Origin of the sequence: Streptomyces clavifer (assembly GCF_036345975.1) — a bacterium.
Lineage (GTDB): Bacteria > Actinomycetota > Actinomycetes > Streptomycetales > Streptomycetaceae > Streptomyces > Streptomyces clavifer.
The window spans coordinates 4,074,470-4,099,188 of record NZ_CP107793.1 but is presented as its reverse complement, the minus strand read 5'-3'; the positions used below and the strand labels follow the sequence as shown (position 1 = coordinate 4,099,188).

25 protein-coding genes are annotated in these 24,719 nt (G+C 70.9%); 19 read left to right on the top strand and 6 right to left on the bottom strand.

The window, feature by feature from the left end; all coding sequences use genetic code 11:
• Positions 1 to 14 precede the first annotated feature (14 nt).
• The 5 genes from OG927_RS17745 to OG927_RS17725 all read left to right on the top strand — a co-directional run bounded on the left by OG927_RS17745 (position 15) and on the right by OG927_RS17725 (position 4,607).
• The gene (locus OG927_RS17745; protein WP_209470038.1) at positions 15 to 1,058 is read left to right on the top strand and encodes a LacI family DNA-binding transcriptional regulator; all 1,044 of its coding nucleotides are present in this window, start codon (positions 15 to 17) and stop codon (positions 1,056 to 1,058) included.
• Positions 1,059 to 1,150: 92 nt separating this feature from the next.
• On the top strand, positions 1,151 to 2,209 hold the full coding sequence (locus tag OG927_RS17740) for a S1C family serine protease (protein ID WP_330320434.1): 1,059 nt from the start codon (positions 1,151 to 1,153) through the stop codon (positions 2,207 to 2,209).
• Positions 2,210 to 2,227: 18 nt separating this feature from the next.
• Complete coding sequence (locus tag OG927_RS17735) at positions 2,228 to 2,407, top strand: hypothetical protein (RefSeq protein ID WP_209470040.1); 180 nt, start codon at positions 2,228 to 2,230, stop codon at positions 2,405 to 2,407.
• A 47-nt stretch (positions 2,408 to 2,454) separates the two neighbouring features.
• On the top strand, positions 2,455 to 3,186 hold the full coding sequence (locus tag OG927_RS17730) for a response regulator transcription factor (protein ID WP_056797552.1): 732 nt from the start codon (positions 2,455 to 2,457) through the stop codon (positions 3,184 to 3,186).
• Positions 3,183 to 4,607, top strand: a complete 1,425-nt coding sequence (locus OG927_RS17725) for a sensor histidine kinase (protein ID WP_124281527.1) — start codon at positions 3,183 to 3,185, stop codon at positions 4,605 to 4,607. The genes OG927_RS17730 and OG927_RS17725 overlap by 4 nt, the downstream gene beginning before the upstream one ends.
• Before the next feature lie 7 nt (positions 4,608 to 4,614).
• Here the strand turns inward: OG927_RS17725 and OG927_RS17720 are convergent, their stop codons facing one another.
• On the bottom strand, positions 4,615 to 5,505 hold the full coding sequence (locus OG927_RS17720) for a phosphatidylinositol-specific phospholipase C (protein ID WP_319102634.1): 891 nt from the start codon (positions 5,503 to 5,505) through the stop codon (positions 4,615 to 4,617).
• A 298-nt stretch (positions 5,506 to 5,803) separates the two neighbouring features.
• Here OG927_RS17720 and OG927_RS17715 point away from each other — a divergent pair, with 298 nt between their 5' ends.
• Entirely contained in the window at positions 5,804 to 6,088 is a 285-nt protein-coding gene (locus OG927_RS17715; protein WP_124281529.1) for an AbrB/MazE/SpoVT family DNA-binding domain-containing protein, read from the top strand.
• 425 nt (positions 6,089 to 6,513) lie between these two features.
• On the opposite strand, the gene OG927_RS17710 is transcribed toward OG927_RS17715, so the two are convergent.
• Positions 6,514 to 8,328 carry a bifunctional metallophosphatase/5'-nucleotidase gene (locus tag OG927_RS17710; RefSeq protein ID WP_124281530.1) on the bottom strand — a complete coding sequence of 605 codons (1,815 nt, stop codon included), beginning with the start codon at positions 8,326 to 8,328 and terminating at the stop codon, positions 6,514 to 6,516.
• Positions 8,329 to 8,739: 411 nt separating this feature from the next.
• Between OG927_RS17710 and mshD the strand changes: the two genes are divergently transcribed.
• The 11 genes from mshD to pstB all read left to right on the top strand — a co-directional run bounded on the left by mshD (position 8,740) and on the right by pstB (position 20,354).
• A complete protein-coding gene (gene mshD, locus OG927_RS17705) occupies positions 8,740 to 9,663 on the top strand; it encodes a mycothiol synthase (RefSeq protein ID WP_330320433.1) in 924 nt (307 codons plus the stop codon).
• A 93-nt stretch (positions 9,664 to 9,756) separates the two neighbouring features.
• Positions 9,757 to 10,167, top strand: coding sequence for a GntR family transcriptional regulator (locus tag OG927_RS17700; protein WP_056797879.1), 411 nt, complete (start codon positions 9,757 to 9,759; stop codon positions 10,165 to 10,167).
• On the top strand, positions 10,164 to 11,063 hold the full coding sequence (locus OG927_RS17695; protein WP_056797569.1) for an ABC transporter ATP-binding protein: 900 nt from the start codon (positions 10,164 to 10,166) through the stop codon (positions 11,061 to 11,063). Before OG927_RS17700 ends, OG927_RS17695 begins: the two co-directional genes overlap by 4 nt.
• Positions 11,060 to 12,043 (top strand): hypothetical protein, encoded by a 984-nt coding sequence (locus tag OG927_RS17690; protein ID WP_330320432.1) that lies wholly within the window; start codon positions 11,060 to 11,062, stop codon positions 12,041 to 12,043. The genes OG927_RS17695 and OG927_RS17690 overlap by 4 nt, the downstream gene beginning before the upstream one ends.
• 317 nt (positions 12,044 to 12,360) lie before the next feature.
• Positions 12,361 to 14,613, top strand: a complete 2,253-nt coding sequence (locus OG927_RS17685; RefSeq protein WP_056797578.1) for an RNA degradosome polyphosphate kinase — start codon at positions 12,361 to 12,363, stop codon at positions 14,611 to 14,613.
• Positions 14,600 to 15,604 (top strand): CHAD domain-containing protein, encoded by a 1,005-nt coding sequence (locus OG927_RS17680; RefSeq protein WP_209470043.1) that lies wholly within the window; start codon positions 14,600 to 14,602, stop codon positions 15,602 to 15,604. The genes OG927_RS17685 and OG927_RS17680 overlap by 14 nt, the downstream gene beginning before the upstream one ends.
• Positions 15,601 to 16,014, top strand: a complete 414-nt coding sequence (locus OG927_RS17675) for an NUDIX hydrolase (RefSeq protein WP_330320431.1) — start codon at positions 15,601 to 15,603, stop codon at positions 16,012 to 16,014. Before OG927_RS17680 ends, OG927_RS17675 begins: the two co-directional genes overlap by 4 nt.
• Before the next feature lie 197 nt (positions 16,015 to 16,211).
• A complete protein-coding gene (gene pstS, locus OG927_RS17670) occupies positions 16,212 to 17,345 on the top strand; it encodes a phosphate ABC transporter substrate-binding protein PstS (protein ID WP_056797585.1) in 1,134 nt (377 codons plus the stop codon).
• A gap of 135 nt (positions 17,346 to 17,480) precedes the next feature.
• Positions 17,481 to 18,473 carry a phosphate ABC transporter permease subunit PstC gene (gene pstC / locus OG927_RS17665; RefSeq protein ID WP_056797587.1) on the top strand — a complete coding sequence of 331 codons (993 nt, stop codon included), beginning with the start codon at positions 17,481 to 17,483 and terminating at the stop codon, positions 18,471 to 18,473.
• On the top strand, positions 18,470 to 19,552 hold the full coding sequence (gene pstA / locus OG927_RS17660) for a phosphate ABC transporter permease PstA (RefSeq protein WP_056797590.1): 1,083 nt from the start codon (positions 18,470 to 18,472) through the stop codon (positions 19,550 to 19,552). Before pstC ends, pstA begins: the two co-directional genes overlap by 4 nt.
• A 25-nt stretch (positions 19,553 to 19,577) precedes the next feature.
• A complete protein-coding gene (gene pstB / locus OG927_RS17655; protein ID WP_056797593.1) occupies positions 19,578 to 20,354 on the top strand; it encodes a phosphate ABC transporter ATP-binding protein PstB in 777 nt (258 codons plus the stop codon).
• 132 nt (positions 20,355 to 20,486) lie between these two features.
• Here pstB and OG927_RS17650 read toward each other — a convergent pair whose 3' ends face one another.
• Together OG927_RS17650 and OG927_RS17645 are read right to left on the bottom strand one after the other, a co-directional pair.
• Positions 20,487 to 21,485, bottom strand: coding sequence for an inorganic phosphate transporter (locus OG927_RS17650; protein WP_056797596.1), 999 nt, complete (start codon positions 21,483 to 21,485; stop codon positions 20,487 to 20,489).
• Between the two features lie 5 nt (positions 21,486 to 21,490).
• Positions 21,491 to 22,111, bottom strand: coding sequence for a DUF47 domain-containing protein (locus OG927_RS17645; RefSeq protein ID WP_056797600.1), 621 nt, complete (start codon positions 22,109 to 22,111; stop codon positions 21,491 to 21,493).
• A gap of 222 nt (positions 22,112 to 22,333) precedes the next feature.
• Here OG927_RS17645 and OG927_RS17640 point away from each other — a divergent pair, with 222 nt between their 5' ends.
• Positions 22,334 to 22,681: a metal-sensitive transcriptional regulator gene (locus OG927_RS17640; protein ID WP_056797603.1), complete on the top strand. Its 348-nt coding sequence runs from the start codon at positions 22,334 to 22,336 to the stop codon at positions 22,679 to 22,681.
• Positions 22,682 to 22,715: 34 nt separating this feature from the next.
• Here OG927_RS17640 and OG927_RS17635 read toward each other — a convergent pair whose 3' ends face one another.
• Entirely contained in the window at positions 22,716 to 23,333 is a 618-nt protein-coding gene (locus OG927_RS17635) for a hypothetical protein (protein ID WP_164494067.1), read from the bottom strand.
• Positions 23,334 to 23,441: 108 nt separating this feature from the next.
• Positions 23,442 to 24,341 (bottom strand): hypothetical protein, encoded by a 900-nt coding sequence (locus OG927_RS17630; protein ID WP_206431763.1) that lies wholly within the window; start codon positions 24,339 to 24,341, stop codon positions 23,442 to 23,444.
• Between the two features lie 189 nt (positions 24,342 to 24,530).
• On the opposite strand from OG927_RS17630, the gene OG927_RS17625 reads away from it, so the two are divergent.
• Entirely contained in the window at positions 24,531 to 24,710 is a 180-nt protein-coding gene (locus tag OG927_RS17625; protein WP_056797614.1) for a hypothetical protein, read from the top strand.
• Positions 24,711 to 24,719: the final 9 nt, after the last annotated feature.

Genomic DNA, 24,719 nt, shown 5'->3' with positions numbered 1-24,719 from the left:
GTAGACTGCCGCGCGTGGCCAAGGTGACGCGGGACGATGTGGCGAGACTGGCGGGGACCTCGACAGCGGTCGTCAGCTATGTCATCAACAACGGACCCAGGCCGGTCGCCCCGGCCACGCGCGAGCGGGTACTCGCCGCGATCAAGGAGCTGGGCTACCGGCCCGACCGGGTGGCCCAGGCCATGGCCTCGCGGCGGACCGACCTCATAGGCATGATCGTGCCGGACGCACGCCAGCCCTTCTTCGCGGAAATGGCGCACGCGGTCGAACAGGCCGCCGCCGAGCGCGGGAAGATGGTCCTCGTCGGCAACTCCGACTACCGCGACGAGCGCGAGGTCCACTACCTGCGGGCCTTCCTCGGCATGCGGGTCTCCGGACTGATCCTGGTCAGCCAGGGACCCAGCGAGCGGGCGGCGGCCGAGATAGAGGCCTGGGACGCCCGGGTCGTCCTGCTGCACGAACGGCCCGAGGCGATCGACGACGTCGCGGTCGTCACGGACGACATCGGCGGCGCACAGCTCGCCACCCGCCACCTCCTGGAGCACGGGAACGCCTACGTGGCGTGCCTCGGCGGCACGGAGTCGACCCCCGTGGTCGGTGACCCGGTCGCCGACCACATCGAGGGCTGGCGCCGGGCGATGCAGGAGGCGGGACGGTCCACGGAGGGCCGGCTCTTCCACGCCCCGTACAACCGCTACGACGCCTACCAGGTGGCCCTGAAGCTGCTGTCGGGACCGGACAGGCCTCCGGCGATCTTCTGCTCGACGGACGACCAGGCCATCGGGGTGCTGCGGGCCGCGCGCGAGCTGCGGATCGACGTGCCCCAGGAGCTGGCGGTCGCGGGCTTCGACGACGTGAAGGAGGCGGGCCTCACCGATCCGCCCCTCACGACGGTCTTCTCGGACCGGCCGGCGATGGCACGGGCGGCCGTGGACCTCGTCCTCGACGACTCGCTGCGGGTCTCGGGGTCGCGGCGCGAGCGGCTGAAGCAGTTCCCGTCCGCGCTGGTGGTGCGGCGCTCGTGCGGCTGCGGGGAACCGACGGCCACCGCACGGTAGCCGTACGTCCTTATATGGGGCATACACGGTTCTGTCGGGCTTCTCAGGACGCGCTCAGGTGCTTCTCATGTTCGCCGACCACTCTCGGAGACATGACCGACAGCCACCGCCCGAGCGGCGAGTACCCGATGTACCCCTCGTACGGCAACGGCGAGGCGGCCTACCCGCCGCCGCCGGCGTACGAACCCGCACAGCAGAACGCCGGCGCCCCCGACTGGCCCGCCCCCGAGCCCGCACCGGCACCCGCACCGGAGCGCCGGGTCAAGCGGCCCTTCGCCCTGCTGGCCGCCGTGGCCATCGCCGCGGCGGCGGTCGGCGGCGGCACCGCCACCCTCCTCGGCGAACTCACCGACGGCGGCACGGCCGGCTCCGCCTCCGGCGGCGTCGTCAGCGGCACCACCGTCTCGCAGAGCAGCGCGGGCACCGTCTCCGGTGTGGCCGCGGCCGTGGCCCCGGCGATCGTGGAGATCAGCGCGAAGTCCTCGGCGGGTGACGCCACCGGCTCCGGCGTCGTCATCACCTCGGACGGTGAGATCGTCACCAACAACCACGTGATCTCGGGGGCCTCGCAGATCGAGGTGGCCCTGAGCACCGGCAGGACGTACACCGCGGACGTCGTCGGCACCGACCCCGACAAGGACCTGGCCCTGATCAAGCTCCAGGACGCGAGCGGTCTCAAGACGGCCTCCCTCGGCGACTCCTCGGCGGTCGAGGTCGGTGACCAGGTCGTGGCGATCGGCTCCCCCGAGGGCCTCACCGGCACCGTCACCAGCGGCATCGTCTCGGCGCTGGACCGCGATGTGACGGTCGCCAAGGACGACGACAGCTCCGGTCAGGGACAGCAGCAGCAACAAGGCTCCGGCAACTGGCCGTTCGAGTTCGGCGGACAGCAGTTCAACGGCGACACCGGCACGTCCAAGACCACGTACAAGGCCCTCCAGACCGACGCCTCACTCAACCCCGGCAACTCCGGCGGCGCGCTCATCAACATGAACGGCGAGATCATCGGCATCAACTCGGCCATGTACTCGCCCAGTTCGTCCAGCGCATCCGGCAGCTCCGCGGCGGGCAGCGTGGGCCTCGGATTCGCCATCCCGGTCGACACCGTCAAGGCCGACCTGGACACCCTGCGCGCCGGCGACGGCTCCTGACGAGGAGATCAGGTCCCGATGCACCCCGACGCCGCGACCGCCGGCCCGTCCGGCTCGGCCCTGCCGCTCGCCCTGGCCGCCGAACCGGCGGCCCGCGGCTCCACCGCGCAGCGGACCAGGACCCCTGAGGTCCGCACATCCGCCACCAGCCGCGGACGCCGTGCCGCGCGACGGCGCACGGCGGCCGTGCGAGGCTGAGGTCGCAGCACACAGCACCCGTACACGCGAAGGAAGAGGACGAAGCGATGAGCCCCGCCGAAGACGATCCGCAGCGTGTCCTGATCGTCGACGACGAGCCCGCCGTGCGCGAGGCCCTGCAGCGCAGCCTCGCCTTCGAGGGCTACGGCACCGAGGTGGCCGTGGACGGTTACGACGCCCTCACCAAGGTGGAGTCGTACGCCCCCGACCTGATCGTCCTGGACATCCAGATGCCCCGCATGGACGGCCTCACCGCCGCCCGGCGCATCCGGTCCACCGGGTCCACCACGCCCATCCTGATGCTCACCGCCCGCGACACCGTCGGCGACCGGGTCACCGGCCTCGACGCGGGCGCCGACGACTACCTCGTCAAGCCCTTCGAGCTGGACGAGCTCTTCGCCCGCATCCGGGCCCTGCTGCGCCGCAGCTCCTACGCGGTCGCGGCGGGCGGGGACCTCCCCGACGACGACGTCCTGTCCTTCGCCGACCTCCGCATGGACCTGAACACCCGCGAGGTCACCCGCGGCACCCGCCGGGTCGAGCTGACCCGCACGGAGTTCACCCTCCTGGAGATGTTCCTGGCCCATCCCAGGCAGGTGCTGACCCGGGAGCAGATCCTCAAGGCCGTGTGGGGCTTCGACTTCGAACCCAGCTCCAACTCCCTGGACGTGTACGTGATGTATCTGCGCCGCAAGACGGAGGCGGGCGGCGAGCCGCGGCTCGTCCACACGGTGCGGGGCGTCGGGTACGCGCTGCGGTCCGGGGGCGGTGAGGGGTGACGGGACCGCTGCGCCGACTGCGCGCCCTGCCGATCCGTTCCCGGCTCGCCCTGCTGGTGGCCACCGCCGTGGCGGTGGCGGTGGCGGCGGTGGCCGTCGCGTGCTGGTTCGTGACGCGCGAGCAGCTGGAGAACCAGCTGGACGAGACGCTGAGCGGTTCCAAGGTCGACGAGCGCTACCTGACGAGTCTGTACGCGTACTGCAAGGGCGACACCTCGCAGACGCCCCCGAGCTTCGCCGGACTGACGGTCCAGCTCATCGACTCCCGGGGCACGGTCTGCATCGCTCCCGACGCCGCCTCGTGGAAACTTCCGGTGAGCGGCGAGGACCTGGAGGTGGCGAAGCAGGAGCGGCACTACGCCCTGCACTCGGCCACGGCCGAGAACGGCACGGACATGCGGGTCTACACCTATCCGCTGGACGTCCGCTCCCCCGGCTCGGAGCCGGGAAACCTCGCCGTGACCATCGCCCGCCCGATGAGCGAGATCACCGACTCGCTGTCCACCCTCGCCTGGGTGCTGCTCCTCGTCTCCGGCATCGGTGTCGTCGGCGCCGGGGCGGCCGGCCTGTGGGTCGCCCGCACCGGTCTGCGCCCCGTCGACGAACTCACCGACGCCGTCGAGCACGTCGCCCGCACCGAGGACCTCACCGTCCGGATCCCCGTGGAGGGCGAGGACGAGATCGCCCGCCTCTCCCGCTCCTTCAACTCGATGGCCGGCTCGCTGGCCACCTCCCGCGACCGCCAGTCCCAGCTCATCGCGGACGCCGGGCACGAGCTGCGCACCCCGCTCACCTCGCTCCGTACGAACATCGAGCTGCTGGTCCGCAGCGACGAGACGGGCCGGGCCATCCCGCCCGACGACCGCAGGGCCCTGATGGCCTCGGTGAAGGCCCAGATGACGGAGCTGGCCGCCCTCATCGGCGACCTGCAGGAGCTCTCCCGCCCCGACGCCGCCCAGCCCGGCCCCCTCCAGGTCGTCGCCCTGCACGACATCACCCGTACCGCCCTGCAGCGCGCCCGGCTGCGCGGCCCCGAGCTGACGATCACGGCCGAGCTGGCCCCCTGGTACGTGCGGGCCGAGCCGGCCGCCCTGGAGCGGGCCGTCGTCAACGTCCTCGACAACGCGGTGAAGTTCAGTCCGCCCGGCGGCACGGTCGAGGTCGTCCTGCACCGCGGCGAGCTGACGGTCCGGGACCACGGGCCCGGCATCCCGGCCGAGGAGCTCCCGCACGTCTTCGAACGCTTCTGGCGTTCCCCGTCCGCCCGCCAGCTCCCCGGCTCCGGGCTCGGCCTCTCCATCGTGGCCCGTACCGTCCAGCAGGCGGGCGGCGACATCGCGCTGCGCCCGGCTTCCGGCGGCGGGGGCACGGTGGCGTCGATCCGCCTGCCGGGCGCACCCACGCCGCCGCCGGAGCTCTGAGCCCGGCTCAGACCCCCGGGTTGTGCCGGATCAGCGACTCGACCAGGCCGGAGCGGGTCGCCGGGAAGTCCAGCGGGACGATGCCGAGACCGGTCCAGCCCGACGCCGTCCCGTCGAGGAACGAGTGCACCTGAGGGTTGAGCCGGTCGGAGTTCCAGCGCGGCGGCAGCAGGGCCGCGGTGCTCACGTAGTTCGTGAACAGCTTGCCGGGCTGCTGCGCGGCCTTGCGGAAGTGCGCCTCGATCTTCGGGTACTTGGCCCCGGGCTCGGCCATGTAGTCGTCCTGGATGTCGAAGATCCCCGGGTCCGCGTACCGGACCCCCGGCAGTCCGCCGTTGTCGGCGAGGACCACGACCTTGCCGCGGGCCGCGCCGAGGTTCGGCAGCGTCGGGTCGAGGCGCAGGAGCGGGCGCCAGCCCCTGCCGTCGAGGTAGATGTCGAAGATCCGCCGGAACGCGGCGTCGCTCTCCTGCGAGTACTCCTGCTTCACCCGCATCAGCACCGTCTCCGACGGGCGCTGGGCGAGGAAGTCCCGGCAGGCGCCGAGCACATCGTCGAAGTTCAGGTGCTGGTAGTACGCGCCGTGGTGGATGGCGTACGCGTCGCCGCTGATCCGGCAGCGGATGTCGAGGAAGCGGACGCCGCTGTTGAGCTGCTCGGTGACCGTGGTGTTCTGGCACGCCGTCCAGAGGCCGCCGTGACGCGCCCCCGAGTTGTGCGTACCCGGGATCGTGAGGCGCTGCAGGGGGGTGGAGTCGGCGATGCCGCCCATCCAGTCCTGGGTGCCGAGGGCGCGGTCGGCGGCGGCGACGGCGGGTGTCCCGCCGATGAGGACTCCGGCGGTGGCGGCGAGGGCGCCGGTGAGGAAGGTCCGGCGGCTGGTGCTGTACGGGCTCATGGGGGTGTGCCTCCGGGGGCCGTGGGGGCTCGAATTATGTCGGGTACACCTCAATGACGGAACAGGGTCATCTCGCCACCGACGCCCGCATGGCCGGAATACTTCGGCCACCGTCCGACCCGCACACCCGCCCGGCCGGATCGCCGCCGGGAAGGACCCCTCCTTGACACCGCCTCCCTCGCAGGACGAAACCGTGACGGCGAGCAACGCGATGCAAGATTACGAATTTAACAAACTCGGAATGTTCGCATTTCGTGATACCTTGGCGAGGATGGCGACAGAGGTAGGAGGTCATTGCATGACTGGAGCCACAGCCATACTGCGCGCGAACGGGCAGATCACCATGCCCAAGGCCATTCGGGCAGCCCTCGGGGTGAACCAGGGCGACGAACTCGAGTTCGAGATCACCGGCGCCGGTGAAGTGACGGTGCACGGACTCACCAAGATCCGCTCCGACCAGGCCTGGTTCTGGACACCGGAGTGGCAGGAAGGCGAGCGCAGGACCAGCGAGGACATCGCTGCCGGCCGCACCGCCGTCCACGAGGACACGGACAGCATGTTCGCGCACCTCGACGAAGACTGACCCCTGACACCGGGAGGCCCGATTGCCCACTTTTGAGACGACTGCCCACTTCAAGCGGGACTTCAAGGCCTTGAAGCCTGAGGAGCGGAAGCGCTTCGAGGACGTCATCCGGAAGAAGTTCGTTCCGGATGTGGAGTTGGGGCAGTTCCGACCCGGGCTCCGGGTCAAGCCGGTTCAGGGCATCTCCTTGCCGCAGGGCGCACGCCCTGTCATGGAGATGACTTGGGCACCGGACGGTCGTGCCACCTGGCAGTACGGAGACGAAGTCCGCCCAGGGGTGACGCACATCCTGTGGCGCCGAGTGGGGGGCCACGACATCTTCGTCCCCGGGCCGGCCTGAACAAGCCGATGGTCCGCCACGTGGCGTGGCGGACCATCGGTCTCCGGACCGAACGAGAGCAGCGAGACGCTCCCGTGTGACCTAGCTACTGCACGACCGTGATCCGGTCCGTGGCCGGCGGGGCCAGCGGCGCGGAGGCCGTGGAGTGCGCCGCCAGGTAGGCGTTGAACAGGTCCAGGTCGGACGCGCCGACCAGCTTGTCCGTGCCCTGGCCGAGGGCCGCGAAGCCGTCGCCGCCGCCCGCGAGGAACTCGTTCATCGCGACGCGGTACGTCTTCGCCGGGTCGATCGCCTCACCGTTCAGGCGGATCGTTTCGGCGACCACACGGTCGGCACCCGACTTCGTCAGGTCCAGCGTGTACGTCAAGCCCTTCGAGATCTGGAGGATCTTCGGCGACGCCGCGTTGGAACCGCTGACCTGCTGCTGGAGCGCGGCGACGAGCTGCGCGCCGGTCAGGTCGACGACGTTCATCATGTTGGTGAACGGCTGGACGGTGAACGCCTCGCCGTACGTCACCACTCCGTCGCCCTCACCGGCGGAGGCCGTGTACACGAGGTCGGATCGGATACCACCCGGGTTCATGAACGCGACGACCGCGCCGCCCTTGTCCGCCGGGGCCAGGCCCTCGAGCTGGGCGTCGGCGATCAGGTTGCCGAGCGGCTTCTCGGGGGCCGTGGATCCGCGGCCGTTGATGTCGGCGGAGATGAAGCCCTGCGGACGGCCGGCGATCGGGGCCGCGAGCGTGTTCCAGCGGGCGATCAGGGCCGTCATGTCCGTGGCCCTGGCCTGGTCCCGGCGGACGACGTGGTTCTCCGACGTCACGGACTTCACCGACGTACGGACGATGTCCTTGGTGCGGCGGTCGTAGGTGAGGGTCGTGTCCGTGTAGACCTTGCCGAAGGACGAGGCCGAGGTGACCATGCGCGGCTTGCCGGACGGGTCCGGGACCGTGCAGACGTACGCCTGGTGGGTGTGGCCCGTGACCAGGGCGTCGACCTTCGGCGTGATGCCCTTGGCGATGTCCACGATCGGCCCGGAGATGCCGTCGCCGGCGCCCGGGCTGTCGCAGTCGTAGTTGTACGAGGTGGAGGCCGGGGCGCCGCCCTCGTGGATCAGCGCCACGATGGACTTGACGCCCTTGCGGTCCAGCTCCTTGGCGTACTTGTTGACCGTCTCGATCTCGTCGTGGAACTTCAGGCCCTTGACGCCGTTGGCCGTGACGATGTTCGGCGTGCCCTCCAGGGTCACCCCGATGAAGCCGATCTTGACGCCGTTCTTCTTCCACACCGTGTACGGCTTGAGGATCGGCTTGCCGGACTTCTCCGACGTCACGTTGGCCGCGAGGTAGGGGAAGTCCGCGCCCTTGAACTTCTTGCCCTTCTCGTAGCAGCCCTCGACCGGGTGACAGCCGCCGTTCTGCAGACGGGCCAGCTCGGTGGCACCCTCGTCGAACTCGTGGTTGCCGACGGCCGTCACGTCGAGGTCGAGCCCGTTCAGCGCCTCGATGGTCGGCTCGTCGTGGAAGAGCCCCGACAGCAGCGGGCTCGCGCCCACCATGTCGCCGCCGGCCGCGGTGACGGAGTACGGGTTGCCCTTGCGCGCGGTGCGCAGCGAGGTCGCCAGGTACTCGACGCCACCGGCCGGGATCGACTTCACCGTGCCGTCGGCCTGCGTCTCGCCGACCGTGCCCGCGGAGCCGGCCGGCGGCTCCAGGTTGCCGTGCAGGTCGTTGAAGGAGAGCAGCTGCACGTCGACGGTGCGGGACTGGTGGCCGTGGCCGTGGCCCCGGTCATGGGCGCCGGCCGGCATCGCGGCGACGAGCGCGCCGACGGTGGCCATTCCGGCGGCGGCGGCGAGCACCCGCCGGGACGCGCGGTTCTTCTGCGGAGTCGCTGACATCGGTCCCCTTGTGCGTTCAGCGGGAGGTCTGGGAAAGGTGACAGGTCTGGAGCCTGCTGCCGCAGCCTAGAGTCAACGCGCGTAGCGCGACAGGGTGTCGGGGTTACGAGCTGGTTGCTTCCATGCCGGAAAGCGGCAGATCCGCCCACATCGCGCACGCGTGCACCATGCCTCCCGAGAAGGACCGGAGCGTACGGGGCGGGGTGGGGCATCTCCCCGCGGCTCCCCCGTGACTCCCCCGCGCATCTCCGCCGCGTCTCCCCCTCGACTCCGCCGGACCCCCTCGTCCCCGCCGCCCCGGCTGCCGACGGGCGCCTCGGCCAGGACGGCCGAGACGGCCACGGCCGTCGCGACCCGTCTCGACCGCGTGGAACGGCCGACGCCCCACCCCGCCCCCGTACGCTCGTACCCATGACGACTGACGCGCCCCTCCCCTCCCCCGGCCGTGCGATCGAGACCCTCGACGCGCTCTCCCCCGAGCAGGCCGACGCCGTCCTCGCCCTCCTCGGCGAGGCCGCCGGGACCGACGGCAGGCAGGCGGTCTCCGAGCAGGGCCGGCTCCAGCTGCGGGGCGGGGACCGCGAGGGCGTCCGGCACTTCCTGCTCACCGCCGACGGCGTGCTGGCCGGCTACGCGCAGCTGGAGGACACCGACCCCGTCGAAGCCCCCGCCGCCGAGCTCGTCGTCCACCCGGCACACCGCGGCCACGGGCACGGCCGGGCCCTGGGCGCCGCACTCCTCGCCGCGACCGGGAAGCGGCTGCGGGCCTGGGCGCACGGCGGCAAGCCCGCGGCCCGGCACCTCGCGCAGGTCCTCGGCCTCTCCCTCTTCCGTGAACTGCGCCAGCTCCGGCGGCCGTTGGGATCGCTCGACATCGCGGAGCCGGTCCTGCCCCCGGGCGTCACGGTCCGCACCTTCGTGCCCGGCCAGGACGACGCGGCCTGGCTCGCGGTCAACAGCGCCGCCTTCGCACACCACCCCGAGCAGGGTTCCCTCGCGCAGCGGGACCTGGACGACCGCAAGGCCGAGCCGTGGTTCGACCCGAAGGGCTTCTTCCTCGCCGAGCGGGACGGCGCGATCATCGGCTTCCACTGGACGAAGGTGCACGCCGAGGAGGAACTCGGCGAGGTGTACGTCGTCGGCGTCCTGCCCGATGCCCAGGGCGGCGGCCTCGGCAAGGCCCTCACCGCGATCGGGCTCCGCCACCTGGCCGCCCTCGGCCTGCCGACCGCGATGCTCTACGTCGACGCCGACAACCCCGCGGCCCTGTCGGTGTACGAGCGGATGGGCTTCGCCACGCACGAGGTCGACCTGATGTACCGCACGGAGTCCTGACACCGGCTCAGCACCGCTCGGGGCGGCGCCGCTTGACGCCGCCCCTTCTTTGCGACACCCTTTCACTACTCAATTAGTGAAAGGGTGGTGACCATGGCAGAGTCCGCAGCGGTCGAGTTCCGCATCGACCGGCGCAGCGGCGTCGCCACCTACCTCCAGATCGTGCAGCAGACCAAGCAGGCACTGCGCCTGGGTGTGCTGGAGCCGGGCGACCGGCTGCCGACGGCCCGCGAGGTCGTCGAGGCCACGGCCATCAATCCCAACACCGTGCTCAAGGCCTACCGCGAGCTGGAGCGCGAAGGGCTCGTCGAGGCCCGCCGGGGCCTCGGCACCTTCGTCCGCCGCACCCTCGGCAGCGCGGCCGTCACCACCGACGCGCCCCTGCGCGCCGAACTCACCGCGTGGACCCGCAGGGCCCGCGCGGCCGGACTGGACAAGGACGACGTGAGCGCACTCTTCACCGCCGTACTGGACAGCACATTCAAGGGGGACCAGGACTCATGACAGGCTCCGCGATCGAGGCGAACGGCCTCGGTATGACGTACGGGCGAAAGCGCGGGTGGGCCTTGCGCGACTGCTCGTTCCGGCTGCCCGCCGGACGGGTCTGCGCCCTCGTCGGGCCCAACGGCGCGGGGAAATCCACCCTGCTCTCCCTCGCCGCGGGCCTGCTCCGGCCCTCCGAGGGCTCGGTGCGCGTGCTCGGCACCGACCCCGGCGAGGCACGGACCCGCATCGCGTACGTCTCCCAGGACAAGCCGCTCTACCCGCAGCTGACGGTGACCGACACCCTGTGGGCCGGCCGGGAGCTCAACCCCGCCACCTGGGACCGCGAGGCCGCCGACCGGATCGCCGGCCCGCTCCCGCAGGACGCCAAGGTCCGCACCCTCTCCGGCGGGCAGCGCACCCGCCTCGCCCTCGCACTCGCCCTGGGCAAACGGCCCGAACTGATGCTGCTGGACGAGCCGATGGCCGACCTCGACCCGCTCGCCAGACACCAGCTGATGGGCGTCCTGATGGCCGAGGCCGCCGAGCACGCCACCACCATCGTGATGTCCTCGCACATCCTCACCGAGCTGGAGGGCGCCTGCGACTACCTCCTGCTCGTCGACGGCGGCCAGGTGCGGCTCGGCGGCGAGAGCGACGACATCGTCGCCGCGCACGCCGTGGTCACCGGCCAGGTCCGCGACCTCGCCCCGCACACCGTCGTCGAGTCCCGCACGACGGGACGTCAGCTCACCGCACTCGTGAGGAAGGAGGGCCCGGTGGACCCCGCAGCCTGGGACGTCACGGAGCCTTCGCTGGAGGAACTCCTGCTGGCCCACCTCCGCTCGCCGCAGGCTCCACCGCTGCTCACCCCGAGCGCGACCGGCGGGCCGAGCCGGACGGGGGCCGCCGCATGAGCACGCTCACCCCCCTGCGCGGCCCCGCCCGCGTGGCCGTGCGCCAGCACCGCAGCAGCCTGCGGACCGGCGGCCTCCTCGCCCTGGCGGGAGCCGTAGCCGTCATCGGCTTCGCCCTGTGGTCGTCCCACCTCATCGACGCCTTCGAGGCGGGCCCCTGCGAGGTCTCCGGCACCTCCGGACGCGCGTGCGACCAGCGGATCGTGGACTTCCAGGGGTCGATGCACCTGTACAGCAGCGTGCTCATGTACGCGGGGCTGGTCCTGACGGCCCTTCCCGTGATCGTGAGCGCGTTCGTCGCCGGCCCCGTGATCGCCAGGGAGCTGGAGAGCGGCACCTACCGCATGGCCTGGACCCAGTCCGTGACGCCCGCCCGCTGGCTGGCGGCCAAGCTCGCCGTACCCACTGTGCTGCTCGTCGCCGGTGTGACCGTGCTGTCCGCCGTCCTCGCCTGGGCACGGACACGGACGTCCTCCGACTTCACCGTCGACTGGTTCGACGCCCAGGTCTTCGGCACGACGATCCCCGTGGTCACCGGCTACACCCTGCTAGGCATCGCGGTGGGCTCGCTCACGGGCCTGCTGGTGCACCGCACCGTGGCCGCGATAGCCGTCGCCGCGGTCGCCACCGGCACGGTGATGGTGACGCTCGGCACCTTCCGGAGCGACCTCTGGCCCCTGCGGACCGCGACCGCCACGTTCGACGGGCGCCTTGACGTGCCGCTCGATTCCTGGGTGGTCGAGATCGGCCGTGTCACCGGCGGTGGCGAACGGCTGCCGATGGACGTGTGCCGGCCGCAGGACGACGAGGGCGCGCAGGCCCGGTGCCTGGCCGATCGCGACATCACCGGCCTGTTCGTCGACCACCACCCCGCCTCGCACCTCTGGCCCCTGCAGCTCGTCGAGACCGGCATCGTGCTCGCCCTCGCCGCCCTGGCCCTCACGCTCGCCTTCCGGGTGCTGCGCCGCCGCCACGGCTGACCGACCACCTGTCCGGGCTCCGGGGGGAGCCCGGACAGGGACGGGCGTACGGTGAACGAACCGGCGCACGACAAAGAGGGCCGGGTGCGCCGAAAAAGGGACGTCGCCGCAGCCACACCGCTTCCTGCACGTCATGTCGTCGTTACCGGCCATTCAGACACGCTTGCGACCCTCACGGGATGCAGCCAGCTGTGCCCACCCCCCGCAACGGGAGAAACCCCGGCAGAGACCCGGGTTCGCTGCCCGCTCCCGCTTCTTCCGCGATCTTTAACGGCTCCGACGCGCCTCATAAGCCGAACGCGCGGAACAATGGGTCCATGAGCCAGCAGCCCAGCTCCGAGGTCCCGGTCCAGCCCGCCCAGCCGTCCGTCGGCTCACTCGCCGCGCACCGGCCGAATGCCGTCGCCGGCTCCTCGTCCGTGCGCTCCGGCCTCACCACGGCCACCGACCTGGACCCCGACCTGGACAACGACGCCGATGCGTACGAGCCCGACGCGGACGGCGACGAGCTGCCGCAGGGACGGTTCCTCGACCGGGAGCGCAGTTGGCTCGCGTTCAACGAACGAGTGCTGGAACTGGCCGAGGATCCCGCCACCCCGCTCCTCGAACGGGCTAACTTCCTCGCCATCTTCGCCTCGAACCTGGACGAGTTCTTCATGGTCCGGGTGGCCGGCCTCAAGCGCCGCATCGCCACCGGAGTCGCCACCCGCTCCGCGTCCGGGCTGCAGCCCCGCGAGGTCCTCGACCTGATCTGGACCCGCTCGCGCGAACTCATGGCCCGGCACGCCGCCTGCTACCAGCAGGACATCGCGCCCGCACTGTCCGACGAGGGCATCCAGCTGATCCGCTGGCCCGAGCTGACCGAGAAGGAACAGGCACGCCTGTTCACCTTCTTCCGGCAGCGGGTCTTCCCCGTCCTGACCCCGCTGGCCGTCGACCCGGCGCACCCCTTCCCGTACATCTCCGGTCTCTCGCTCAACCTCGCCGTCGTGGTGCGCAACCCGGTCAGCGGGCACCGCCACTTCGCCCGGGTCAAGGTGCCGCCGCTGCTCACGCGCTTCCTGGAGGCGTCCCCGCAGCGCTACGTCCCGATAGAGGACATCATCGCGGCGCACCTCGAAGAGCTCTTCCCGGGCATGGAGGTCCTCGCCCACCACATGTTCCGCGTCACCAGGAACGAGGACCTCGAGGTCGAGGAGGACGACACCGAGAACCTGCTCCAGGCACTGGAGAAGGAGCTCATGCGGCGCCGCTTCGGCCCGCCGGTCCGCCTGGAGGTCGAGGAGTCCATCGACCCGTACGTGCTGGACCTGCTCGTGCGCGAGCTGAAGATCTCCGAGACCGAGCTCTACCCGCTGCCGGGCCCGCTCGACCTCACCGGACTGTTCGGCATAGCGTCCCTGGACCGGCCCGAGCTGAAGTACCCCAAGTTCATCGCCGGCACCCACCGCGATCTGGCCGAGGTCGAGTCCGCCTCCGCACCCGACATCTTCGCCGCCCTGCGCGAGCGCGACGTACTGCTCCACCACCCCTACGACTCGTTCTCCACCTCCGTCCAGGCCTTCCTGGAGCAGGCGGCCGGCGACCCGGACGTCCTCGCGATCAAGCAGACCCTGTACCGGACCTCGGGCGACTCCCCGATAGTGGACGCACTGATCGACGCCGCCGAGTCCGGCAAGCAGGTCCTCGTCCTCGTCGAGATCAAGGCGCGCTTCGACGAGCAGGCCAACATCAAATGGGCCCGCAAGCTGGAGGAGTCCGGCTGCCACGTCGTCTACGGCCTCGTCGGACTCAAGACCCACTGCAAGCTGTCGCTCGTCGTCCGCCAGGAGGGCGACACCCTGCGCCGCTATTCGCACGTCGGCACCGGCAACTACCACCCCAAGACGGCCCGGCTCTACGAGGACCTCGGCCTGCTCACCGCCGACCCGCAGGTCGGCGCGGACCTCTCCGACCTCTTCAACCGGCTCTCCGGCTATTCGCGCCGCGAGACCTACCGCCGGCTGCTGGTCGCCCCGAAGTCCCTCCGCGACGGTCTGATCGCCCGCATCAACAAGGAGATCACCCACCACCGCGCGGGCCGCCCCGCCTACGTCCGGATCAAGGTCAACTCGCTGGTCGACGAAGCGATCATCGACGCCTGCTACCGGGCCGGACAGGCCGGCGTACCGATCGACATCTGGGTGCGCGGGATCTGCGCGATCCGCCCCGGCGTCAGCGGGCTCTCCGAGAACGTACGGGTCCGCTCCGTCCTGGGCCGCTTCCTCGAGCACTCCCGGGTCTTCTCCTTCGGCAACGGCGGCGAGCCCGAAGTGTGGTTCGGCAGCGCCGACATGATGCACCGCAACCTCGACCGCCGGATCGAAGCACTGGTCCGCGTCACCGACCCAGCCCATCGCGCCGCCCTCAGCAGGCTCCTGGAAACAGGCATGTCCGACACCACGTCCTCCTGGCACCTGGGCCCCGACGGGAACTGGACCCGGCACGCCACGGACGCGGACGGGCAGCCGCTGCGGCACGTACAAGAGATGCTCATTGACGCCCGGAGGCGCCGGCGTGCGACGCCCTGACCACCAGACGACGACGCTCTCCGCGGAAGCGGTCCTCGCGCCCTACCTGCGCGACCAGGCCGCGGGATTCCTGCGCAGCCTGCGTCTGCACCGCGAGCACAGCGCCCCGACGGACGCCGGCACGCATCGGGCCGAGGAGGCCGCCCGTGCGCTGCGGCACGCGGCACGCCGGATCAGCGGCACGCTGCACACCTTCCGGGCAGCGCTCGAACCGGGCTGGGCCGACCAGCTCCGGACGGAACTGGCCTGGCTGTCCGGCACCCTGGCCCGCGAGCACGCCTACGCCACCCGGCTGGGCCGCCTGCTGGAGGCCCTGCACCAGCTCTCCGGCGCCCAGCTGCCCGCCGCCCGGACAGCCGCCGTGCCCGCCGGGCAGGCCGAACCGGCCGCCGGCGACAAGGAGCGGGCGGCCCTGGGCGTCGGTGCGGCCCGCGCCGGCGCGCTGCTCGAACGCCGTCTGACCCTCGCCCGGACCCGCGCCCACTCCGCGGCACTCCAGGCGCTCGGTTCCTCCCGCTTCCACGCGGTCGCCGACGCCGTGGCTCTGCTCGCCTCCGAGGTCCCCCTGTCGTCCACGGCCCCGGACCAGGCCGACGACCTGCTGCACGGCCCGGCCGGCCTGGCCGAGCAGCGGATGCTCGCCGCGGTGGCCGCGCTGCCGCCCGACGACGCCCTGCAGCCGTACAACGAGGCGCAGGACGCCCTGTGGCACCAGGCCCGTCTCCTGCTGCGGCTGCACCGGTACGCGCACGAGGTGGTCCGGGGCGCCCCCGATCCGGTCCTGACCGGGGCGGGGCACGCGCTCGACCTGCACCGGGACGCGGCGGAAGCGGCCGCCGCCGCGTCCGCGGCGGCCCGTACCCCGCGCATCGCCCCGGCGACGGCGTACGCCCTGGGCGTGCTCCACGCCGACCAGCGGCACGAGGTGGAGGCCGCGCGCAGCGTGTTCCGGGAGACCTGGCCGTACACGGCGGCCGTGACCGCACCATGAGCGACCCCGTACGGGCGGCGGGCTGCGTGCTGTGGCGCCGCTCCCCGTACGACGGCGCCATCGAGATCTGCCTGGTCCACCGCCCGCGCTACGACGACTGGTCCTTCCCCAAGGGCAAGCTGAAGCGGGGCGAGACGGCGCTGGACTGCGCCCTGCGCGAGGTGCTGGAGGAGACCGGCCACCACTGCGCCCCGGCCGCCGTCCTCCCCACGGCCCGGTACCTCGTGAACGGCCGGCCCAAAGAGGTCAGCTACTGGGCCGCGGAGGCGACGGACGGCGCTTTCGTCCCCAACGACGAGGTCGACCGGGTGACCTGGCTCTCCCCGCCGGCCGCCCGGACCCGTCTGACCCGCCCCGGCGACCGCGTGCAACTGGACGCGTTCCTGGCACCGGGCCCCTCAGACGCCTGAGGCGAGGCTCCTTACCCGCTGGAACCAGCCCGCCCAGCACGGTTCACCTTCCGTTCACTCTGCCCCGTAGGCGGCTTCACCTGTTCTGCCTAATTTCGGACGTACACGGTGCACGGCGCCAAGCCACCGCACCATTCCTCATCGCACGCCGCCACGCACCTACAGCCGCGGCGGCTCCTGGAAGGAACACCCCGAAAGTGAAGCTTCAGCGCAAGAACCGGCTTCGTGCCACCGCGCTCGGTGCCCTCGCCGTCTCCGGCGCCCTGGTCCTCACGGCGTGCGGTTCGGACGACAACACCGGCTCGGACGCCGACGGCGGCAAGACGAGCGCGGCCGCGTCGAACATCAAGTGCGACGGCGCCGAGGGCCAGCTCCTCGCCTCCGGGTCCAGTGCGCAGAAGAACGCCATGGACCTGTGGATCAAGAACTACATGGCCGCCTGCACGGGCGTGGAGATCAACTACAAGTCCTCCTCCTCCGGTGAGGGCATCATCGCCTTCAACCAGGGCACCGTCGGCTTCGCCGGCTCCGACTCGGCGCTGAAGCCCGAAGAGGTCGCCGACTCGAAGAAGATCTGCAAGACCGGCCAGGGCATCAACCTCCCGATGGTCGGCGGCCCCATCGCGATCGGCTTCCACCTCGAAGGTGTCGACAGCCTGACGCTGGACGCCTCCACGCTCGCCAAGATCTTCGACAACAAGATCAAGAAGTGGAACGACCCGGCGATCGCGGCGCTCAACGACGGCGCCAAGCTCCCGGACAAGGCCATCCAGGCCTTCCACCGCTCCGAGGACTCCGGCACCACCCAGAACCTCGGCAAGTACCTCGGCGCCGCGGCCCCGAAGGACTGGAAGTACGAGGCCGAGAAGAAGTGGCCGGCCCCCGGTGGCCAGGCCGCGTCCGGCTCCTCCGGTGTCGCCGCCCAGGTGAAGCAGGTCGACGGCTCCATCGGTTACTTCGAGCTGTCCTACGCCTCCTCGCAGGCCATCACCACCGTCGACGTCAACACCGGTGGCGCCGCCCCGGTCGAGGCCACCTCGGAGAACGCCTCCAAGGCGATCGCCGCGGCCAAGGTCGTGGGCACCGGCAAGGACCTGGCCCTGGAGCTCGACTACACCACCAAGGCCGAGGGCGCCTACCCGCTCGTCCTGGTGACGTACGAGGTCGCCTGCGACACCGGCAACAAGGCCGAGACCCTCGGCACGGTCAAGTCCTTCCTGACCTACACCGCCTCCGAGGAGGGCCAGAAGGTCCTCACGGACGCCGGCTACGCGCCGATCCCGGCAGAGATCAACGCCAAGGTCCGCGAGACGGTCGCCGGCCTCTCGTAACCCGCTCCCCGCTCCACGCGCACGCACAGGGCGGGCCGGTCCGGCGCACACCGCCGGACCGGCCCCGCCACCGTCCCCATCCGGTGCACCGCCGCCAGGGGAGCCCAGCGCTTCCCCACACAGACCGGAAAGATCATGGCTTCCACCACACCCGTAGACATCCCACCGGCACCGCCGGCCCCACGACAGCGTCCCAAGTCGGCCGGGCGCGCAGGTGACAAGGTCTTCCTCGGCCTCTCCCGCGGCTCGGGCATCCTGCTGCTCGTGATCATGGCGTCGATCGCCGTGTTCCTCAGCTACCGCGCCGCGCTCGCCCTCGCGGACAACGAGGGCAACTTCTTCACCACGTTCGACTGGAACCCGGCGGGCGACCCGCCGGTCTTCGGCATCGCGGTCCTGCTCTTCGGCACCGTCATCAGCTCGATCATCGCGATGGCCATCGCGGTTCCGATCGCTGTCGGCATCGCCCTCTTCATCTCCCACTACGCGCCGCGCCGGCTCGCCTCGCCCCTCGCGTACGTCGTCGACCTGCTGGCCGCGGTACCGAGCATCATCTACGGCATCTGGGGCGCGCTCGTCCTCGTGCCGTACCTGGAGGGCCTGAACCTCTGGCTCGACCAGTTCTTCGGCTGGACGTACCTCTTCGAGAAGACCGAGGTCGGCGTCGCCCGCTCGCTCTTCACCGTCGGCATCCTGCTCGCGATCATGATCCTGCCGATCGTGACGAGCGTGAGCCGCGAGGTCTTCCTCCAGGTCCCGAAGATGAACGAGGAAGCCGCACTGGCCCTGGGTGCCACCCGGTGGGAGGTCATCCGCCTCTCGGTCCTGCCGTTCGGCCGCTCCGGCGTGATCTCCGCGTCGATGCTGGGCCTGGGCCGCGCACTCGGCGAGACGATGGCCGTCGCCACGGTCCTGTCGCCGAGCTTCCTCATCTCGTTCCACGTGCTCAACCCGGGCGGCGGCACCTTCGCCCAGAACATCGCCGCGAAGTTCGACGAGGCCGACCAGTTCGGGCGTGACGCCCTGATCGCGTCCGGCCTCGTCCTCTTCGTGCTCACCCTGCTGGTCAACGGCGCGGCCCGGCTCATCATCGCCCGCCGCAAGGAGTACTCGGGGGCCAACGCATGAGCCACGCACCCACCACCCTGCAGGAACGGCCGACGCCCGCTCCGGCCGTCGCCACCACCAGCCTCAGCAGCCGGACGCTGCCGCGCTGGGCCCCGCTCGGCTTCGCCGCCGTGGCGATCGTGCTCGGCGTGGGCCTGGGCCTGGTCGCCGGCTGGCACAGCCGCATCCAGTGGGGTCTGCTCTCGGCCCTGTTCTTCGTGGCCATCTCGTACACCGTCACCACGGCCGTCGAGAACAAGCGCCAGGCCAAGGACCGGCTCGCCACCAGCGTCGTCTGGGTGTGCTTCGTCCTCGCCGTCGTGCCGCTCGCCTCGCTGACCTGGACGACGCTGAGCCGCGGCGCGAAGGTCGTCGACGGCTACTTCCTGACGCACTCCATGGCCGGCGTGCTGGGCACGGAGCCGGGCGGCGGTGTCTACCACGCGCTGGTCGGCACCCTGGAGCAGGTCGGCATCGCCACGGCGATCTCCGCCCCGATCGGCCTGCTGACGGCCGTCTACCTGGTGGAGTACGGCAGGGGCGCGCTCGCCAGGGCCGTCACCTTCTTCGTCGACGTGATGACGGGCATCCCGTCGATCGTGGCCGGTCTCTTCATCCTGTCGATCATGCTGATGGCCGAGCTGAAGCCGTCCGGCCTGATGGGCTCGCTGGCCCTGACGATCCTGATGATCCCGGTCGTGGTCCGCTCCACCGAGGAGATGCTCAAGCTCGTACCGAACGAGCTCCGCGAGGCCTCCCTCGCCCTCGGCATCCCGAAGTGGCGCACCATCCTGAAGGTGGTCCTCCCGACCGCGATCGGCGGCATCACGACGGGCGTCATGCTCGCCATCGCCCGCATCGCCGGCGAGACCGCGCCGATCATGCTGCTGGTCTTCGGCAGCCAGCTGATCAACACCAACCCCTTCGAAGGCGCCCAGTCGTCGCTCCCCTTCTACATCTGGGAGCAGTACAAGATCGGCAGCGAGGCGTCGTACGACCGCGCCTGGGGTGCTGCCCTGGTCCTGATCGCCTTCGTCATGATCCTCAATCTGGTGGCCCGCGGTATCGCCCGCTGGAAGGCCCCGAAGACCGGCCGCTGAGGCCACGCAGAAAGCAGTGATTCACATGGCCAAGCGCATCGACATCGGCGGCCTCACCGCCTACTACGGCTCCCACAAGGCCATCGAGGACATCTCGATGACCGTGGAACCCCGCTCCGTGACCGCTTTCATCGGCCCCTCCGGCTGCGGCAAGTCCACGTTCCTGCGCACCCTGAACCGCATGCACGAGGTCACCCCCGGCGGCCGGGTCGAGGGCAAGGTGCTGCTGGACGACGAGAACCTGTACGGACCGGGTGTCGACCCCGTCACCGTGCGCCGCACGGTCGGCATGGTCTTCCAGCGGCCCAACCCGTTCCCGACCATGTCGATCTTCGACAACGTCGCGGCGGGCCTGCGGCTGAACGGCTCGTACCGCAAGAACCAGCTGGCCGAGATCGTCGAGAAGTCCCTCAGGGGCGCCAACCTCTGGAACGAGGTCAAGGACCGCCTGAACAAGCCCGGATCCGGCCTCTCCGGTGGCCAGCAGCAGCGTCTGTGCATCGCCCGCGCGATCGCGGTCGAGCCGCAGGTGCTGCTGATGGACGAGCCGTGCTCGGCACTCGACCCGATCTCGACCCTCGCGATCGAGGACCTGATCGGCGAGCTGAAGGAGCGCTTCACGATCGTCATCGTGACGCACAACATGCAGCAGGCGGCGCGCGTCTCGGACCGCACGGCGTTCTTCAACCTCTCCGCGGTGGGCAAGCCCGGCCGGCTGATCGAGATCGACGAGACGGAGCGGATCTTCTCCAACCCGTCGGTGCAGGCGACCGAGGACTACATCTCGGGCCGCTTCGGATAACCACAGACGGCCTTGGGGTGCTGCATGGCGGTGCCACCCACAAGGCAAAAGGGTCCGCCCCCGCTCTCGGCAGAGAGCGGGGGCGGACCCATTTACGTACGGCGTCACCGGGCCCGGCAGGGGCCGGCCGCCTCAGCCGAAGAGCAGCACCACGAGGCCGTAGCTCAGCGCGGCGACCAGCGCCGCGGCCGGCATCGTGATGAACCACCCCAGGATGATGTTCTTGGCCACGCCCCAGCGCACCGCGTTCACCCGCTTCGTCGCGCCCACACCCATGATCGCGGAGGTGATCACATGAGTCGTGGAGATCGGAGCGTGGAACAGGAACGCCGAGCCGAACATGATCGACGCACCGGTCGTCTCGGCCGCGAAGCCCTGCGGCGGGTCGAGCTCGATGATCTTGCGGCCGAGCGTGCGCATGATGCGCCAGCCACCGGCGTACGTACCGAGGGACAGCATCGCCGCACAGGCGATCTTCACCCAGACGGGGATCTCGTCGTTCGGGCCCTCGACATCGGCGATGACCAGCGCCATCACGACGATGCCCATCGTCTTCTGGGCGTCCTGCAGACCGTGTCCCAGTGCCATGCCCGCCGCCGAGACCGTCTGCGCGATGCGGAATCCGCGCTTGGCCTTGTGGGGGTTGGCCTTCCTGAATATCCACATGATCCCGACCATCACCAGATAGCCGGCGACCAGGCCGATGACCGGGGAGAGGAACATCGGGATGACGATCTTCGTGAGCACCCCGTCCCAGTGCACCATCGTCCCGCCGGCCAGCGCTGCGCCGACCATTCCCCCGAACAGGGCGTGCGAGGACGACGACGGCAGACCGTAGTACCAGGTGACGAGGTTCCAGATGATCGCGCCGACCAGCGCCGCGAAGAGGATGCCCATCCCCTTCTGGCCCTCGGGAGTGGCGATCAGGCCTTCGCTGACGGTCTTGGCGACCCCCTGGCCCAGGAAGGCGCCTGCGAGGTTCATCACGGCGGCCATCGCCAGGGCCGCACGCGGGGTCAGCGCCCGGGTGGAGACCGAGGTGGCGATGGCGTTCGCCGAGTCGTGGAAGCCGTTCGTGTATGTGAAGCCGAGCGCGACACCGATGGTCACGATCAGCGCAAAGGTGTCCACGTGGTTCAGGACTCCTTGACCGCGATGGTCTCCACGGTGTTCGCGACGTGCTCGAACGCGTCAGCCGCCTCTTCCAGCACATCCACGATCTGCTTGAGCTTCAGCACGTCCATGGCCTCGTACTTGCCGTTGAACAACTGGGCCAGCAGCTTGCGGTGGATCTGGTCGGCCTGGTTCTCCAGGCGGTTGACCTCGATCCAGTACTCGGTGAGGTTGTCCATGGTCCGCAGACCCGGCATGGCCTCGGCGGTCAGTTCCGCCGCCCGGGCCAGCACCTCGATCTGCTGCTCGACACCCTTCGGGAGCTCGTCGATCTGGTACAGCACGACCAGGTCGACGGCCTCCTCCATGAAGTCCATGATGTCGTCGAGCGACGACGCGAGGTTGTAGATGTCCTCGCGGTCGAACGGCGTGATGAAGGAGGAGTTCAGCTGGTGGAAGATCGCGTGGGTGGCATCGTCCCCCGCGTGCTCCGCTGCCCGCATACGCTCCGCGATCTCGACTCGGGAGGCAGAGTCCGCCCCGAGCAGTTCCATCAGGAGTTTCGAGCCCGTGACGATGTTGTCCGCGGATGCGGAAAACATGTCGTAGAAGCTCGTCTCCCTGGGGGTCAGACGAAAGCGCACGTGGGGTCCTCGGGATGCTTTGGATTCGGTCAGGCTGATGCTAGGCGCATCATCCGGCCACGGCTAACCGGCGTTATTCAGTGTCGCGCATCGGGCACAGTGATCAGCACGGACCCCCGGTCACGTTTCGGCTGGATTCGTTACCATATACCCGGCAGGGGTATGCAGACGGCCCAGACCGGTATACAGGGCGCAGGGCAACGAGGACTACGGGAGGACCCCATGACCACCACCGAGGCAGGCGGGGCGGCCGGTACGGACGCGGTCGTCACCGACCACGACCGCGGTATCCACGGCTACCACCACCAGAAGGACGAGCACCTCAAGCGCCTGCGCCGCATCGAGGGGCAGATCCGCGGGCTCCAGCGCATGGTGGACGAGGACGTCTACTGCATCGACATACTCACCCAGGTCTCGGCCTCCACCAAGGCCCTGCAGTCCTTCGCGCTGCAACTGCTGGAGGAGCATCTGCGCCACTGCGTCGCCGATGCGGCGGTCAAGGGCGGCGCGGAGGTCGACGCGAAGGTCGAGGAGGCCACCAAGGCGATCGCCCGCCTGCTGCGCACATGAGGGCGCCGGCCCGGGCGGGGCGGCAGAGGGCGGATCAGCCCCGGTGGTGGTACTGCCGGGGGACCCTGGCCGCCCGCTCGTCATGGTCCGGCCCCTCCGGTCCCCGGGCGGATGCCTGACGGCCGGACCCGGGACCGGACATCGCACCACCGCCCGATCCGGCGTCACGCGAAGCCCGTCCCGCATCGGCGCCCCGCCCCGCACGGTCCGCGCCGGCGCCCCGCACGCCGCGGTCGTCCGCCCCGGGCACCCGCCCCGTACGGTCCACCCCGATGTCGGCAACGTCACGGTCCGGCCCGGCGCCCGGCATGTCGCCGATGTCACGGCCCGCCCTGTTTCCGGGCCTGTCATGGGTACCGCGGGCCGTCACGGCGCCGGACCCGTCGGCACGGCCGGCCGCACGGGTTCCGGACTCCTCGGGGACACCCCGGGCCGCTCCGGCGCCCGGCCCGTCATGCGTGCCGCGGGCCGCCCCGGTACCGGGTTCGTGGCGGAGGTCGCGGTCCGCCCTCACGTCGAGCACCTCGTCGATGCGGTCCGGACTGAGGCGGTCCTCCCTCGCGGCCGACGCCGCGATCATCAGCTCGCCGCACAGCTCGATCTCGGCGAGGGCCACACGGTCCTGACCGTTCGGAGCGCTGAGCGTCACCACCTGCGTCACCTCTCTCTGCCATCGCCGACTCCTGGCGCACCGTCTCCCTAGCGTAGGGAGCGCACCACGCGCCGCGCATGGCACGGACGGACCATTTCGGCCCCCTCCCTACGGCGTTTCCGGGCCACTCCTCCCCTGCTGGATCCGTCCCGTGTAGATGTCCGCGTCGGCCGGCAGCCGCACGGAGACCGGAATCCCGAACCCGTACAGCAGCATCGTCGACACCACCGTCACCGCCGGTCCCTCGGTCGCGAAGCTGAAGCGGTGACGGACCTTGCGCACCAGTCCCTCGTCGTCCAGATAGACGTCGAAGGGCACCGCGTCCACGCTGAACCCCTTCGCCGCGGCCGCCAGCGCACCGCGTGCGGACGGCGAGGCCGCCCGCGCGGCCCTCCCGATGTCCGCGACTCCCCGGTAGTGACGGACCGCCACCCCGGCCAGCTCCGTCCGCCCCCGGTAGGTCACCCCGTCCGCCCCGCGCAGCAGCTCGGCGGCCGCCATCGGGTCCGTCACGCCGCCGGTGACGAGGTTGCCGTCCTCCAGGCCCGTCGTGTCGATCCTCACCCACTTGTCGTCGGGCACCCCGGCACCACGGTTCTTCATGTACAGCGCCCCGGGTGCCAGCAGCTCGGTGATCGGCCGGTGTCCGCCCGCCCCCGCGGCGTCCTTCGGCAGCACGACCTTGATCCGGCCCAGCTGCCGGCGGAAGTCGTACGCCCCCTCGCCCCGGATGGTCACCCGGGTACCGCCGGCCGCGGTCTCCATCGACGTACGCGTCTCGGCGCAGCCCGCACCCGCCAGCACGTCCGCGGCCCGCCGGACCACGGCCGCCGGGTCGTCGGTGCCGCCCGGCCCGGCCCCGGCCCGACGACCGGTCCCGCCACCGCCGCCACCATCCGCACCGGGGCCCGCACCGGCGCACCCGGTGCCCACCGCCATCACACCCGCCACGGCCAGGGCGCACACAGCCAGTGCCCCGCCTCCGCACCTGCGCTGCCGCACCGCCATCGCCTGCCCACCGTGAACGACGTACCCCTGACCGAGCTCCCGCCTGCCCCGCCTAACGACCGCCGGGACGCGTCGTCACGCGGCACACACCCCGGGGGAAGCCGATCGGCCCACTCGGACACGGCACGGGGCCGCCCGCAGTACCGTGGATCCGTGCATGAGGACCCCCCAGCCCACGCCCCGGCCCCGGTGCTCGCTCCGGCCTCCACACTCCCCGTCACCCTTGCCCCGCCACACAGCATCAGCACGGTCGAACGAGGTTCGTTCTGCCTGGCCCGCTGCACCTGCGGCTGGTCGGGCCCCGCCCGCCGCTCCCGCGACCGGGCCCGCACGGACGCGGCGGAACACGCCGCCGCCGCGGACCGCTGAGGCCCGCCG